Below are 14649 nucleotides of genomic sequence, written 5' to 3'. Positions count from 1 at the left end.
CGGCCTAGTCGCGTGCCGTGCGGCGGAACGCCCAGGTGGCGAGCGTCAGCATGACGACGCCGATGGCCGCGCACACGGCGAGGTTCGCGGCGAACGACGCCCAGTCGGGGCTGCCGTACGTCGCGATGAACGCGTCCACGCCGTAGGACGACGGCAGCACGTCGCGGCCCAGCTCGATCGCCCACGGCATCCGGTCCGCCGGGATGACGCCGAGCAGCAGCGCCACCGACATGCCCAGCTGGCCGAGCAGCGTGGCGAGTTCCTGCCGGGGCGCGAGCAGCCCGCACACCGCGCCGACGCCCGCGAGCGCGGCGCCGGACAGCGGCACCACGAGCAGGAGCGCCCACAGGTTCGCCAGCGACAGCTGGAACATCACCGCGCCGATCACCGCCGTCACGACGGCACCGGGCAGGGTGAACGACGCGTAGGCCGCGGCGATGCCGAGGACCACGGCGGCCGGGCGCACCGGCAGGGTCTGGTAGTAGTCGAGTGAGTTCGCGGCGCGCAGCGCGCCGAAGTGCTGGGCGAGCAGGTTGAGCGCGACGAACGCGACGACGAGCACGCTGGACCCGGCGACGACGGCTTCGCGCGCCGAGTCCGAGCCGGTGTCGACGACGCCGCGCATGAGGATCATGATCCCGACGGACTGGAACACCGCGACGAACAGCAGCGGCACCCGCGACACCCGGACCCGGGACAGCTGCGCCCGGTAGACGGTCAGCAGCCCCGCCCACAGCGGTGTGGCCGGGGCGAGCGGCACGGCCGGGAAGGCGGTCGCCTCGGGGCCGGCGGCCGAGGCCGCCGGGCGTACCGTGCCGCCGGCGATGTCCGCGTCCTGCCCCACGCTCATCCCTTGACCAGCCCTTCGTGGCGTCCGCCGAGCGCCAGGTACACGTCTTCCAGGCTCGGCGTCGACAGTGTGAAGTCGTCCAGCACGTCGAACGCCGGTCCGGAGGTGACCGCGGCGAGGAGTTCGCGCGCGGTGCCGGGGTCCATGCGGGTCGTCCAGCGGCGTCCGGTGCGGACCGCGTCGCGGGCGAGCATGGCCACGGCGGGTTCGCTCATCGGCGGGTCGGACCGCCAGACCAGGTCGAGCCGGACCTCGTCGCCGACGGTGGCCTTGAGGCCGCCGGGGGTGTCGCAGGCGATGACCCGGCCCTCGTCGAGGACCGCGACCCGGTCCAGGACGGTCTCGGCTTCGATGACGTTGTGGGTGACCAGCAGCACGGTGGTGCCGTGCTCGGCGCGGCGGCGGTCGATCGCCGCCCACACCGCTCGGCGCGCGACCGGGTCCATGCCGGTGGTGGGTTCGTCGAGGACCAGCACCGGGCGGTCGCCGACCAGGGCGGTGGCCACGCAGGCGAGCCGCCGCTGGCCGCCGGACAGCTTCTTCAGCGGGCGTTCGGCGAGGTCGCCGAGGCCGAGTTCGGCGACGACCGCTTCGCGGGCGGCGCGGGCCGCGGCCGGCTCGACGGCGCGCAGCCGGGCGGTGGTCTCGATGGCGAGGGCGACGGTGAGTTCGTCGAGCGCGCCGGAGTCCTGGCCGAGGTAGGCGACCAGCCGGGACGCCGTCTCGGGGCGGCGCACCAGGTCGTGGCCGAGCAGGTCGACGCTGCCCGCGTCGGGGCGCAGGAGTCCGGTGAGCTGGCGGACGAGGGTCGACTTGCCGGCGCCGTTGGGGCCGAGCAGCCCGAAGATCTCGCCGCGGCCGATCTCCAGGTCGACGGCGTCGTTCGCGACGACCTCGGTGCGGGCGCCGCGGCGCCCGGTGCGGTACGTCTTGGTCAGTCCCGCGACCCGGTAGCAGACCGCGCCGGACGTGCGCGGCGCCGCGGCGTGCGGGATCGCGGCGGTCTCGCCGAGCATGGCCACGCGGTGCCTCTCCTGCCCCGGCGCGGGCTCGCCGCCGGGGGTCTCTCTCGGGTCGGTCGGTGTCGCGGTGCGACAGGGGCACGAGTGTGCACGCGTGTGCAATCGGGGGGCACGCGGGCACGACGGAATCCGTGCCGGAAAACTCTACGCGCCGTCCGCACCCTGCCGTGCCGCGCCCCTCGCCTTCTCCCGGCTTCCCCTCGGCACTTCCCTCGGTTCCTGCCGTCGGCGGCCCGGGGCGGTTGTGCTCCGCATACCGGCGACCGGCGTCCGGCGGCGCTCCGCCGGACGCCCCGCGGAGCGGGTTGCGGGCCGGTGCCCGGTCAGGCGGTCTTGGCGGGCCGCGGGTCCGGGCGTTCGGTCCGCAGGTCGGGCTTCGGTGCGGGCGGCTGTTCGGACGGGTGGGCGTGCTGGCGTCCGTTGGTCATGGTGCTCCCCGTTTCCCCCCGGAGCACGGCCCGGGGTATCGGCGGCCGCGGTCGGCCGCGCCTGGCCGCGCGACCGCAGACGACCACATAGGGAAAACGACTCTACGTGCACGAAGGTTCACGCAGATGGCATTTGGCCGTATCGAGCCGTACCGAGCCGTATTGAAATGCACCGATTCCGATACCCGTGCACGCCGAGTCGATCACCAACCGATCAGACGAGGCAGCCGGGGCCGAGGAGTTCTTTCAGGTCGCCCATCAGCGCCGGACTCGGGTTGACCGAAAGCCGCGCGTCCAGGCGCATCAAGGTGGTCTTGTCGCGCGAATGGAGCTTCAGCCGGACCTCGGTGTTGCCGTGGTGGTGGCGCAGCACGTCCTTGAGCCTGGCGACCAGCGGCGGCGCGATCCGGGCCGTGGGCAGGGTGATGACCAGGGGCTGCGACGCGTCCAGTTCGGACATGTCGGGCACGATCAGTTCCATCGCGACCAGCCGCGGCACGTCTTCGCGCTTGTCCAGGCGGCCCTTGACGAAGACCACCGCGTCCTCGACGAGCTGGGTGGAGACCAGTGCGTAGCTCTGCGGGAAGAACATGCAGTCGATGGCGCCGGCGAGGTCCTCGACCGTGGCGATCGCCCACGGGTTGCCCTGCTTGGTCATTTTGCGCTGAAGGCCGGAAATGATGCCGCCGATGGTGACGATCGCCCCGTCGGGGCGCTCGTCGCCGGTGAGCGCGGAAATCATGCAGTCGGACTTCGACTCCAGCACGTGCTCGATGCCGAAGAGCGGGTGGTCGGACACGTACAGGCCGAGCATCTCGCGCTCGTTGGCGAGCAGGAACGTCTTCTCCCACTCCTCCGTGGAGAACTCCACGTCCAGGCCGAACGCCGGCCCGCTGTCCTCGTCGCCGCCGCCGAACAGGTCGAACTGGCCCTCGGACTCCTTGCGCTTGACCGCGACGACGGCGTCGATCATGCCTTCGTACTTCTCGGTCAGGCCCTTGCGGGTGTGCTCCAGCGAGTCGAACGCACCGGCCTTGATGAGCGATTCCACGGTCCGCTTGTTGCAGACCACCGCCTCGACCTTGTCGAGGAAGTCCGGGAAGGACGTGAACTTGCCCTTGGCACGCCGGGTCTGCGCGATCGAGTCGACGACGTTCGCGCCGACGTTGCGGACCGCGGACAGGCCGAAGCGGATCTGCGTGTCGCCCTGCGGGGTGAAGTCCGCGTCGGACTCGTTGACGTCCGGCGGCAGCACCTTGATGCCCATGCGCCGGCACTCGTTGAGGTAGATCGCCGACTTGTCCTTGTCGTCGCGCACCGAGGTGAGCAGACCGGACATGTACTCGGCGGAGTAGTTCGCCTTGAGGTAGGCGGTCCAGTAGGAGATCAGGCCGTAGGCGGCGGAGTGCGCCTTGTTGAACGCGTAGCCGGCGAACGGGACGAGGACGTCCCACACGGTCTGGATGGCTTCCTTGGAGTAGCCGTTCTCCAGGCAGCCCTTCTGGAAGGGCACGAACTCCTGGTCGAGGATCTCCTTCTTCTTCTTGCCCATCGCGCGGCGCAGGTTGTCGGCTGCGCCCAGCGAGTACCCGGCGAGGATCTGCGCGGCGCGCTGCACCTGCTCCTGGTAGACGATCAGGCCGTAGGTGGGTTCGAGGATCTCCTTGAGGGGCTCCTCCAACTCCTTGTGGATCGGCGTGATCTCCTGCTGGCCGTTCTTGCGCAGCGCGTAGTTGTTGTGCGAGTTGACGCCCATCGGGCCCGGCCGGTACAGCGCCAGGACCGCGGAGATGTCCTCGAAGTTGTCGGGGCGCATCAGCCGTAGGAGGGACCGCATGGGCCCGCCGTCGAGCTGGAACACGCCCAGCGTGTCACCGCGGGCAAGGAGGTCGTAGGTCGGCTTGTCGTCGAGCGGGAGGGCGAGAAGGTCGAGCTTGATGCCCTTGTTCTTCTCGATCGCCTTGACGGCGTCGTCCATGATCGTCAGGTTGCGCAGGCCGAGGAAGTCCATCTTGAGGAGACCGAGGTCTTCACAGGTGGGGTAGTCGAACTGCGTGATGACGGTGCCGTCGGAGTGCCGGGTCCACACCGGGATGTTGTCGGTGAGCGGCTCGGCGGACATGATCACGCCCGCGGCATGCACGCCGGGCTGGCGGATCAGGCCCTCGATACCGCGCGCGGTGTCGATGACCTTGCGGACGTCGGCCTCGTTCTCGTACATCGCCCGGACTTCGCCCGCCTCGTTGTAGCGCGGGTGCGAGGAGTCGGTGATGCCGGACAGTGAGATGCCCTTGCCCATGACGTCCGCGGGCATGGCTTTGGTGATGCGGTCGCCCATCGCGTACGGGTAGCCGAGCACACGGCTGGCGTCCTTGATGGCCGCCTTCGCCTTGATGGTGCCGAAGGTGACGATCATCGCCACCTTGTCGGACCCGTACTTTTCGGTCACATATCGGATGACGTCGCCGCGCCCGCGTTCGTCGAAGTCGATGTCGATATCGGGCATCGAGATGCGCTCGGGGTTGAGGAACCGCTCGAAGATCAGCCCGTGCGGGATGGGGTCGAGGTCGGTGATGCCCATCGCGTAGGCGACCAGCGAACCCGCCGCGGAGCCGCGGCCCGGGCCGACCGCCACGCCGTTGTTCTTCGCCCACATGATGAAGTCGGCGACGACCAGGAAGTAGGCCGGGAAGCCCATCTCCTGGATCATCTTGATCTCGTAGTCGGCCTGCTTGCGGTGCTCCTCGTCGTAGCCGTCCGGGAAGCGCCAGTCCATGCCGCGCCACACCTCGGCCTCGAAGAACGAGTCCTCGGTCATGCCCTCGGGCACGTCGAACTTCGGAAGCAGGTCCCGCTTCCCGAACATCCCGGTGGTGTCGACCTTCTCGGCGACCAGCAGGGTGTTGCGGCAGCCCTCCTGCCAGATGTCGGACGAGTCGTGCCCGTACATCTGCTCGGCGGACTTCAGGTAGTAGCCGGTGCCGTCGAACTTGAACCGGTCCGGGTCGGACAGGTTCTTGCCGGTCTGGATGCACAGCAGCAGGTCGTGCGCCGCAGCGTCGGACTCGCGCGTGTAGTGCGAGTCGTTCGTGACCAGCGGCGGGATCTTCAGCTTGCGGGAGATGTCGATCAGGCCGTCGCGGACCCGGCGCTCGATGTCGAGGCCGTGGTCCATGATCTCCATGAAGTAGTTCTCGGCCCCGAAGATGTCGCGGTACTTCGCGGCGGCTTCCACGGCCTTGTCGAACTGGCCCAGGCGCAGCCGGGTCTGGACCTCCCCGGACGGGCAGCCGGTGGTGGCCATCAGGCCGTCGGCGTGCTCGGCGATGATCTCCGCGTCCATCCGCGGCCACTTGACCAGGTAGCCCTCGGCGTACGAGCGCGAGGTCAGCTTGAACAGGTTGTGCAGGCCGGTCTTGTTGCGCGCCCAGATCGTCTTGTGGGTGTACGCGCCGGACGCCGAGACGTCGTCCTTCTTCTGCGCGGGGGTGCCCCACAGCACGCGCTTGGTGAGGCCGCGGGACTCGGGGGCGACATACGCCTCGATGCCGATGACCGGCGTGACACCGGCCGCCACCGCCTGCTTGTAGAACTCACGGGCGCCGAACATGTTGCCGTGGTCGGTCATCGCCACGGCGGGCATGCCCTGTTCCTGGCACTCCTTGAACATCTCCTTCAGGCGTGCCGCACCGTCCAGCATCGAGAACTCGGTGTGGACGTGGAGATGAACGAACGAGTCGGCCACGGCGCCGTCCTCCCGAAGTATCCGGTTGGGCTGAACCTTGCCCGCGGTGAGGCCGTTCGACCTGGTCACCAGGCTAGTCGGCGGCACCGACACGAAGCCGGGAGGGGCCGTACGGGGCCTGGGCGCAAGCCGGGGAGACCCGGACGGAACCCGCCCGGGTCTGAAGCTCTCACGCGTGCAGCCCCCGAGTCTAAGACACGACCGGACGGGTGGCCGGGACCCCACGCCATGTCGACGGCCCATGTGGACGTCACCCTTGGGGGTGACTAGCGTTGCGAATTCGTCACCCGGCAACCGCCCCCGCCGGAAACCCCCGGCAGACCCCGGGAGGGAGCCCTCGGGAGAACCCGCGGGAGAAAGGGAGAACCACCAGCCATGGACGTCTGGGAGATCCTGCGCCCCCTGATCGTTCTGGTCGCGGTCCTCGCCGGCACCGGCATCATTTCGTGGCTGCTCGCCAAGGTCGCCCGCGAAGTCCAGACCCGGCGCCCCGGCTCCGGGGCCCTGTGGCCGATGCTGCGCCGCTCGCGCGCATCCTGCGTGGTGGCCCTCGGCACCGTGCTGATGCTCGTCGCCGAACCGGCCGCCGACCTGCCCGAGAGCAGCCGCGGCTCGGTCCGCCACTTCCTCGTGCTCGCCGTGATCGGCGCGTGCGCGTGGCTCGCCATCCACGCCGCCAACGTGCTCGTCAACACCTCGTTCGAGCGCTACGCCGCGGTCGCCACCGACGCGTCCCGGGTGCGCCGGGTCCGCACCCAGATCGACCTGATCCGCCGGGTCGCCGCCGCGGTCGTCGGCGTCATCGCGATCAGCGCGATGATCATGACCTTCCCCGGCATGCGGACGATCGGCACCAGCCTGCTCGCCTCCGCGGGCCTCATCGGCGTGGTCGCCGGTCTCGCCGCGCAGTCGGCGCTGTCCAACCTGTTCGCCGGACTGCAGATCGCCTTCAGCGACATGGTGCGGATCGGCGACTCGGTCGTGGTCAACAAGGACATCGGGCTCGGCACCATCGAGGAGATCACCCTCACCTACCTGGTGATCAACACGTGGGACCAGCGGCGCATCGTCATGCCGGTGTCGTACTTCACGAGCCGGCCGTTCGAGAACTGGTCCCGCACCGACATGCGGATGACCGGCACGGTCTTCCTGCACCTGGACCACTCGGCGCCGGTCGGCGAGCTGCGCGAGGAACTGCACCGGATCCTCAAGGACAGCGGGCTGTGGGACGGGCAGGGCTGGAGCCTGTACGTCACCGACACCACGCCGTCCACGATCGTGCTGCGCGCCGTGGTCACCGCACGCGACTCCGACGACGTGTGGACGCTGCGGTGCGAGGTGCGCGAGAAGCTGCTCGACTTCGTGCGGCGGAAGCACCCGTACGCGCTGCCCCGGATCGCCACCGCGGCCGTTCCGGCCGCCCCCACGTACGGCGACGACAGGCACCACGAGGAGCAGTCCGCGGCCATCCCGGCGCAGGACGGCCCGCGCCGCTTCGTCGAGCTGGCCAAGAAGCCCCGGGTCGACCTCAACCGCCGCTGAGCGCCGCCCGGCGCCTGCCGGTTGCGGCCATGTCAGCGCGGCGCGAGGCCCGGCCAGCCCTCCGGGTTCGAGCCGGTCTCGTAGTCATAGGGCTCCTCGTGGTCCCACGGGCGGCCGGTGAGCCGCTCCCAGGCGTCCTCGGCGACGTAGAGGAGCGGTTCGCCGTCGTACTCGGCGGCGGTATAGGTGCAGAAGCCGCTTGGGTCGGCCAGCACGTGCGTATAGGCCTCGCGGCCGGCGGCAACGACACCGCAGCGCGCGTACAGGAATCCGTCGGCGGACATCGGCACGGGCACGCCGTCCCGGTCGGTCACGTCGATGTACGGCAGAGCCGCCAGGTCGGCGCGATCGAGCCGGTACAGCGCCTCCGCCAGCAGGTCGGCAAACCCGACGACGGTCGCCTTGGACCGGGTCGCCAACACGTCGGTCAGCCGCTCGCACGCGTCATCGTCCGCGCGACCGCCGAGAAGGTCGATCAGCTCCCAGAACTCATCCCATCCGAACACGGGTAAATCGTCACATACGCGTCAAGCCCCGATGGTTGCCTGCCGGGTCGGAGGGCTGGTGTCGCGGCAAGGCTGAGCCGATCGGCGGCGGTGCGCTCAGCCCTGGGTGTCGAGTTCCTCGAGGAAGGCCAGGGCCGTGGACCAGGTGGCCTCGGCGGCTTCCCGGTCGTAGTCGGGCAGCTCCGGGTCGGTGTAGATGTGGCCGGCGCCGTGGTAGCGGAAGACCTCGACGTCGGCGCCCGCGGCGAGCATGCGGAGGTACCAGGCGTTGAGCCAGTCCTCGGTCTCGAACGGGTCGGGTTCGGCGACGTGGAGCTGGACGGCCATCTCGGTCTCGGCGTCGTCGCGCAGGTCGGAGGTGCCGTGCATCATCAGCAGGCCGGCGGCGTGCTCGTCGGACAGGGCGACGGTCTGGGCGATCGACGCGCCCAGCGAGAAGCCGCTGTAGACGACGCCCTTGCCGAGCGGGCCCGCGGCGGCGACGGCGCGGCGCAGCAGCTCGTCGCGGCCGATCTCCTCGCGCAGCTCCATGCCTTCCTCGACGGTGTCGGCGACCTTGCCGTCGTACAGGTCGGGGACGGTGACCTCGTGCCCGGCCGCGCGCAGCCGCTCGGCGGCTTGGTGGACGGCGGGGCGAAGGCCGTAGGCCGAGTGGAAGAGCAGGACGCGGGCCACGGGTTCCTCCGGGTGCAGGGCAGGTGTGCACGGGTGCGTGCGGGTGCGTGTTCGACGCGGGTGCTTCAGCCCCAGCCTTTCATGTCGATCCGGCGCAGCAGCTTGTCCACGACGGCCGGGTCGACCCCGGGCTCGTTGCGGGCCGCCTTGATCGCCTCGCGGGCGGCCTCGTTCAGCTCGGCGTCGACCCGCGCGAACTCCTTCTTGCGGCGGCGGCGCTCCGCGAAAGCCGCGCGGGCCTCGTCTTCGTACGCGTCCGGGTCGACCTGCGCGATGAGCCCCTGGCAGCGATTGCGCAGGCTGTCGATCAGGTCCTCCGGGATGTCACCCCGGGATTCCAGCTCGCGCAGCCGCGCGAGCGCGGCCACCAGCGAGCGGACTCGCAGCTCGTCCTCGGCCTGCCCCAGCCGGTCCTCGGATTCCCGGACGCCGAGGAGCTTGACCAGCCCCGGCAGCGTGAGCCCCTGCACGACGAGGGTGACCATCACCACGGAGAAGGCGATCACCACGAGCCGGTCGCGGGCCGGGAACGGGTCCCCCGCGTCGGTGGTCGCGGGCAGGGCGAGGGCCAGCGCGACGGTCGCCACTCCGCGCATGCCCGCCCACCACAGCACCGCGGTCTCGCGCGGCCCGACCGGGGCCAGGTCGCGCTCGTCCGGGTCCTCGGCTTCGTTGGCGAGCCGGTTGCGGCGCCGGGCGAGGACCGCGGCGGGGAACAGCCACGCGCCGCGGACCAGGATCACGGTGCCGACCACCGCCGCGGCTTCGGCGAGCACCGCCCCGACGTCGGTGCCGAGTACGTCGAGGACGGTCCGCAGCTCGATGCCGATGATCCCGAAGGTCAGCCCGGTGACCATCAGTTCGGTCATCGCCCAGAACACGCTGCCGGAGAGCCGGCCGAGCGCGTCCTCGGCCTCGGTGCCGCGGGCCCGCAGCACGAGCACTTCGACGATGACCGCGAGCACCCCGGAGCCGCCGAGTTTGTCGGACAGCGCGTAGGCGACGTACGGCACGAGCAGCGTCCCCAGCACCCGCAGCCGCGCGTCGGTGAAGAATTGGAAGCCCCACGCGGAGATCGTCGCCACGCCGTAGCCGACCGCGCACGCCACCACGGCGGACAGCAGGAACTTGCCCACCGCGACCGGTGCCGAGAACTCGCCGGTGACCACCGCGGACACCGCGACCTGGTAGAGCACGATCGCGGTGACGTCGTTGAAGAGCCCCTCGCTCTCCAGGATCGACACCAGCCGCCGCGGCAGCCGCAGCCCCGCGGCGACCGCGGACGCGGCCACCGGGTCGGGCGGCGCCACCAGCGCGCCGAGCGCCACCGCGGCGGCGACCGGCAGGCCCGGGACGACCGCGTGCGCGACATACGCCACCGCCGTGGTGGTCACCAGCACCAGCGCCACCGCGAGCAGCAGGATCGGCTTCGCATTGGCGAGGAACTCGCGCCAGCTCGTCCGCCATCCCGCGGTGTGCAGCAGCGGCGGCAGGAGCAGCGGCAGCAGCAGATCGGGCTCGATACGCAGTTCCGGCACCCCGGGGATCACCGCGAGCAGCAGCCCGCCGAGGGTGATCACCACGGGGTACGGCATCCGGATCCGCGTCGCGAGCGGCACCGCGATGAGCGTGACCAGGAACAGCAGGAACAGGACGGTCAGCTGGTCCACGGGAGCACGCTACGCGGGAAATGCCGGAATTCGCGGGAGGCCGCGGCGGGACGCCCAAGGCGCGCCGCCCGCGCCGTGCCCCCGAGCGGGATGCGTCAGCTCTGGTCGGCGACCCGCTCCAGCGCCCCGGCAAGGTCGTCCGGGTAGGTGCTGTCGAACTCGACCCACTCGCCGGAGCCGGGGTGCTCGAAGCCGAGGTGCACCGCGTGCAGCCACTGCCGGGCGACGCCGAGGCGCTTGGCCAGGGTCGGGTCGGCGCCGTACATCATGTCGCCGACGCACGGGTGGCGCAGCGAGGACATGTGCACGCGGATCTGGTGGGTGCGGCCGGTCTCCAGCTTGATGGACAGCAGGCTCGCGGCGCGGAACGCCTCGACGGTGTCGTAGTGCGTGACGCTCGGCTTACCGCCGGCCACGACCGCCCACTTGTAGTCGTGCTTGGGGTGGCGGTCGATCGGTGCGTCGACAGTCCCGGACAGCGGGTCGAGGTGGCCCTGCACGAGCGCGTGGTAGCGCTTGTCCACGGTGCGGTCCCGGAACTGCTGCTTGAGGAGGCTGTACGCCCGCTCGGACTTGGCGACCACCATGAGGCCGCTGGTGCCCGCGTCGAGCCGGTGCACGATGCCCTGGCGCTCGGCGGCGCCGGACGTCGCGATGCGGTAGCCGGCCGCGGCTAGCCCGCCGACGACCGTGGTGCCCTGCCAGCCGGGGCTGGGGTGCGCGGCGACGCCGAGCGGCTTGTCGACGACGACGATGTGGTCGTCGTCGTACACGACGCCCATGCCGGGCACCGGCTCGGCGACGACCCGCACGGGGGCGGGGGCCGCGGGCATCTCCACTTCGAGCCACGCGCCGCCCGAAACCCGGTCGGACTTGCCCGCCGGCCGCCCGTCGAGCAGCACCTTGCCCGCGGCGGCGAGTTCGGCGGCGCGGGTGCGGGAGAACCCGAACATCCGCGCGAGCGCGGCGTCGACCCGCTCGCCTTCGAGGCCGTCCGGGACGGGCAGGGTACGGATCTCGGGGGTTCCGGTGGAGGCAGTCACCCGTCGAGTATGCCGGGTCCCGCGGACGGGTCAGTCCGCGCGGGGGCCGCGGTCGTCGGCTTCGGCCTCGCCGGCGCCCCCGTTGTCGTCGCTGTCGTCGCTGTCCTGGTTGTCGCCGGTGTCGCCGGTGTCTTCGGTGTCGTCTCCTTCGCGGGTGCCGTCCGGCTGGAGGCCGAGGAACGACAGCAGCACGATCAGGCAGCCGCCGACCACGATCGCCGAGTCCGCCATGTTGAAGACCGCGAAATGCTTGGGCGCCACGAAGTCCACCACGTGGCCGCGCAGGAACCCGGGCGACCGGAAGATCCGGTCGGTCAGGTTGCCGAACGCGCCGCCCAGCAGCAGCCCGAGCGCGATGGCCCACGGGACGCTGTAGAGGCGGCGGGACAGCCGCAGGATCACCACGACCACGGTGGCGGCGATCAGCGAGAAGACGATCGTGTACGCCTGGCCCATGCCGAACGCGGCGCCCGGGTTCCGCGTACCGCGGAGCTGCAGCCAGTCGCCGAGCAGATCGATCGGGTCGTGCCCTTCGAGCTTGGCGACCACGAGGAGCTTGGTGACCACGTCGAGGACGTACGCGAACGCGGCGACGCCGAGCAGGACCGCGACGCGGCGGCGCTGCGGGCGCGCGAACGGCGCGGCGGTTCCGTCCGCCGCGCCGTCTCCGGCGCGGCCGGGCTCGTCCGGCCCGGCCGCCTGGTCGTGCGTATCCGTGGTGCTGTCCTTGTCGGTGCTGTCCTGGCCGACGCTGTCCTTGTCGACGCTGTCCTTGTCGACGAGGGGCGCGCGGCCGTCCCGCCGTTCCGCTCCGGTACCGATGACTCGCTCCGCTTCTCGGGTGGGCTTCCCAGGTCAGCGGAGAGCACCGGTCCCGGGCGGACCGGGTGTTATCGGCGTTCCTCGCGCTGTTTGCAGGTGACACACAGGGTCGCACGCGGGAAAACCTGGAGACGAGCCTTCCCGATCGGCGACCCGCAGGACTCGCAGGCTCCGTACGTGCCGTCCGCGAGCCTGCGCAGGGCCCGTTCGGACTGGCTCAGCATGTTACGGGTCTGGTTGGTCAGGGCCATCTCGTGCTCGCGCTCGAAATTCTTGGTCCCGGTGTCCGCCTGGTCGTCGCCCGCGCCGTCGCCGGAGTCGCGCAGCATGTCGGCGATCTCGTGCTCGGCGTAGCGGATCTCGTTGGTGAGCCGGGCGACTTCGTCGAGGAGGCCGTCGCGCAACTCGTGCACTTCTTCTTCGGTCCAGGCGTCCTCGCCCGGGCGCACCGGGTAGGTGGACGCGGGATGTACGCCGCCGGGCGGCGGGGCCAGTGCCGTCGCCGTCGCGGTGCCGGCCGGCGCGGCCTTGGCCTTCGCGCCGGCGGTGTTCGCGCGCGATGCGCTGCGCGAACCGGTCGCCCTGGTCGCCGGGCCTCCGGAGGCCGTGGACCTGGCCGTCGCCGCGCTCTTGGTCCGGCCTCCGGCCGCCTTGCCGCTTTCCGCCATGGTCACGGCCCCCTCGTTCCGTAGGGTCTGTTCGGTCGTCATGCCTGCGCTATCCGGAGCAGTGATTCGGACATTTCCTATGAAATTTCGCAAACAGCTGGGGAAGCCTACGCGATCCGGCCCCCACAAGCCCCGAACACGCAGGACACGTCACCGGAATCCGGCGTTCGGCAGGCCCAGGTCCCGGCAACGTAAGTCGGTTCTGCCCAGAACCGGGCGCGACTATCCCTGTTGTGCGTGTCCGCTTCGTTACCGGAGGGGGTACAGATCGTTGAACAGGAGTGGACAGGGGGTGACGAGCCGCCGGGCGGCGGCGAGGCGCCCTGGGGCCGGGACGGCCGGGCTGTCGGCTGCGGCGCCCGGGTCGGCGGCTGCGGCGGCGAACTCGGGAGCGAGCGGGCACAGGGCGCGGCGCACGCAAGGGTCGAAGGCCGGTGCGAACGGACGCAGGGCGCGGCGCACGCAAGGGGTCGAACGCCGGTGCAAACAGACACAGGCGCGGCGCACGCAGGGGATCGAACGGGGGTCGAACGCCGGTGCGAACGCGCACAGGGCGCGGCGCACGCAAGGGTGAGCCGCCGACCGGTCGGACCAGCCCGTGACTTTTCGATTCCGCCGATCGTTGGCGGAACAAAGGAGCCATCGCAAGCCGGGGACAGCGTCCTTCGCCCGAGCCCGGCGGCCGCGCCTCAGCCCTCGCGCAGGCGGGTGAGCGTCGACTCCAGGTCGGCGGGCGCGTCGGTGATCTCGACGACCTTGTCGCGGCTGGTCGCGCCGGTGACCAGGGCCAGCTGACGGCGGCGGACGCCGAGGGCGTCGGCGAGGGCCTTGAGCGCGGCTTCGGTCGCCTTGCCTTCCACCGCGCGCGCGTTGACCGCGACGACGAGCGCGTCCCCGCGCGTCCCGCCGACCGCGGTGCGCGAGGCGCCGGGCTTGACCCGGATGCCGATCCGGCGCGGGGCGGCCGGGCCGACGGGCACGGCAGCCGCGGGGGCGTCGGCTGCGCGGCGGTCGTGGCGGCTCATGCGCCCCATCATGCCGGGACGCGGGCGCGGAGTCCGGCGACGCAGCCCGCACAGCGAACCGCGTCCCTGAACCGCGGCCCCGGACCGCCCCCGCGCCCGCCTTCGCAACCACCCTGCCCTCGCAAGCAGCCTCCCTTCGCGATCACCCTGCCCTCGCAACCAGCCTCCCTTCGCGATCACCCCGCCACAGGCGACCCCTCGCCACCTGGCTGCCCCGCCGCGGACCACCTTTCCGCCACAGCCGCCTCCCTCCCCCGGCCGCCTGCGAACCCTTCCGCGGGCCCCACCCGGCCTCGCGCCCACACCACAGGCCCCCACCGCACCACAGGCCCACCGCACCGCCCGGCGAACCCGCCCGCAGGCTTCCCGCGTGCCACCCGGCCGCGCGCCCACACCGCAGCCCACCCCACCGCACCACAGGCCCACGGCACCGCCCACGAACCCGCCCGCAGTCCTCCCGCGTGCCACCCGGCCGCGCGCCCACACCGCAGCCCACCCCACCGCACCACAGGCCCACCACACCGCCCACGAACCCGCCCGGCAAACCCGCCCGCAGGCCTCCCGCGTGCCACCCGGCCGCGCGCCCACACCGCAGCCCACCCCACCGCACCACAGGCCCACCACACCGCCCACGAACCCGCCCGGCAAACCCG

Annotated in this window: 11 protein-coding genes; 1 reads left to right on the top strand and 10 read right to left on the bottom strand. The window is 71.5% G+C overall.

Features of this window, described 5'->3' with window-relative positions:
* Positions 1–4: 4 nt before the first annotated feature.
* The 3 genes from ACPA54_RS19635 to dnaE all read right to left on the bottom strand — a co-directional run bounded on the left by ACPA54_RS19635 (position 5) and on the right by dnaE (position 6045).
* Positions 5–850: an ABC transporter permease gene (locus ACPA54_RS19635; protein WP_423531511.1), complete on the bottom strand. Its 846-nt coding sequence runs from the start codon at positions 848–850 to the stop codon at positions 5–7.
* Positions 847–1866 (bottom strand): ABC transporter ATP-binding protein, encoded by a 1020-nt coding sequence (locus ACPA54_RS19630; protein ID WP_423531800.1) that lies wholly within the window; start codon positions 1864–1866, stop codon positions 847–849. Before ACPA54_RS19630 ends, ACPA54_RS19635 begins: the two co-directional genes overlap by 4 nt.
* Positions 1867–2514: 648 nt before the next feature.
* Positions 2515–6045, bottom strand: a complete 3531-nt coding sequence (gene dnaE, locus ACPA54_RS19625) for a DNA polymerase III subunit alpha (protein ID WP_423531798.1) — start codon at positions 6043–6045, stop codon at positions 2515–2517.
* Between the two features lie 375 nt (positions 6046–6420).
* On the opposite strand from dnaE, the gene ACPA54_RS19620 reads away from it, so the two are divergent.
* Entirely contained in the window at positions 6421–7587 is a 1167-nt protein-coding gene (locus ACPA54_RS19620) for a mechanosensitive ion channel family protein (protein ID WP_423531509.1), read from the top strand.
* A 32-nt stretch (positions 7588–7619) separates the two neighbouring features.
* On the opposite strand, the gene ACPA54_RS19615 is transcribed toward ACPA54_RS19620, so the two are convergent.
* From ACPA54_RS19615 to ACPA54_RS19585, 7 genes are all read right to left on the bottom strand, one after another.
* Positions 7620–8093, bottom strand: a complete 474-nt coding sequence (locus tag ACPA54_RS19615) for a DUF4240 domain-containing protein (RefSeq protein ID WP_423531507.1) — start codon at positions 8091–8093, stop codon at positions 7620–7622.
* Between the two features lie 96 nt (positions 8094–8189).
* Positions 8190–8768, bottom strand: a complete 579-nt coding sequence (locus tag ACPA54_RS19610; protein WP_423531505.1) for a dienelactone hydrolase family protein — start codon at positions 8766–8768, stop codon at positions 8190–8192.
* 65 nt (positions 8769–8833) lie between these two features.
* Positions 8834–10438, bottom strand: coding sequence for a Na+/H+ antiporter (locus tag ACPA54_RS19605; protein ID WP_423531503.1), 1605 nt, complete (start codon positions 10436–10438; stop codon positions 8834–8836).
* Positions 10439–10533: 95 nt separating this feature from the next.
* Positions 10534–11481: an RluA family pseudouridine synthase gene (locus ACPA54_RS19600; protein ID WP_423531501.1), complete on the bottom strand. Its 948-nt coding sequence runs from the start codon at positions 11479–11481 to the stop codon at positions 10534–10536.
* A gap of 30 nt (positions 11482–11511) precedes the next feature.
* Positions 11512–12303, bottom strand: coding sequence for a signal peptidase II (gene lspA, locus ACPA54_RS19595; protein WP_423531796.1), 792 nt, complete (start codon positions 12301–12303; stop codon positions 11512–11514).
* Between the two features lie 68 nt (positions 12304–12371).
* Entirely contained in the window at positions 12372–13013 is a 642-nt protein-coding gene (locus tag ACPA54_RS19590) for a TraR/DksA family transcriptional regulator (RefSeq protein ID WP_423531499.1), read from the bottom strand.
* 647 nt (positions 13014–13660) lie between these two features.
* Positions 13661–13996, bottom strand: coding sequence for a DUF167 domain-containing protein (locus tag ACPA54_RS19585; protein WP_423531497.1), 336 nt, complete (start codon positions 13994–13996; stop codon positions 13661–13663).
* Positions 13997–14649 lie beyond the last annotated feature (653 nt).

The sequence above is a fragment of the Uniformispora flossi genome (assembly GCF_049534875.1).
Lineage (GTDB): Bacteria > Actinomycetota > Actinomycetes > Streptomycetales > Streptomycetaceae > Yinghuangia > Yinghuangia aomiensis.
This window is presented reverse-complemented; position numbering and strand designations above follow the sequence as displayed.

Coding starts and splice junctions, on each gene's coding strand:
- ACPA54_RS19635 (WP_423531511.1), bottom strand. CDS start 850: ATGAGCGTGGGGCAGGACGCGGACATCGCCGGCGGCACGGTACGCCCG.
- ACPA54_RS19630 (WP_423531800.1), bottom strand. CDS start 1,866: ATGCTCGGCGAGACCGCCGCGATCCCGCACGCCGCGGCGCCGCGCACG.
- ACPA54_RS19620 (WP_423531509.1), top strand. CDS start 6,421: ATGGACGTCTGGGAGATCCTGCGCCCCCTGATCGTTCTGGTCGCGGTC.
- ACPA54_RS19590 (WP_423531499.1), bottom strand. CDS start 13,013: ATGACGACCGAACAGACCCTACGGAACGAGGGGGCCGTGACCATGGCG.
- ACPA54_RS19585 (WP_423531497.1), bottom strand. CDS start 13,996: ATGAGCCGCCACGACCGCCGCGCAGCCGACGCCCCCGCGGCTGCCGTG.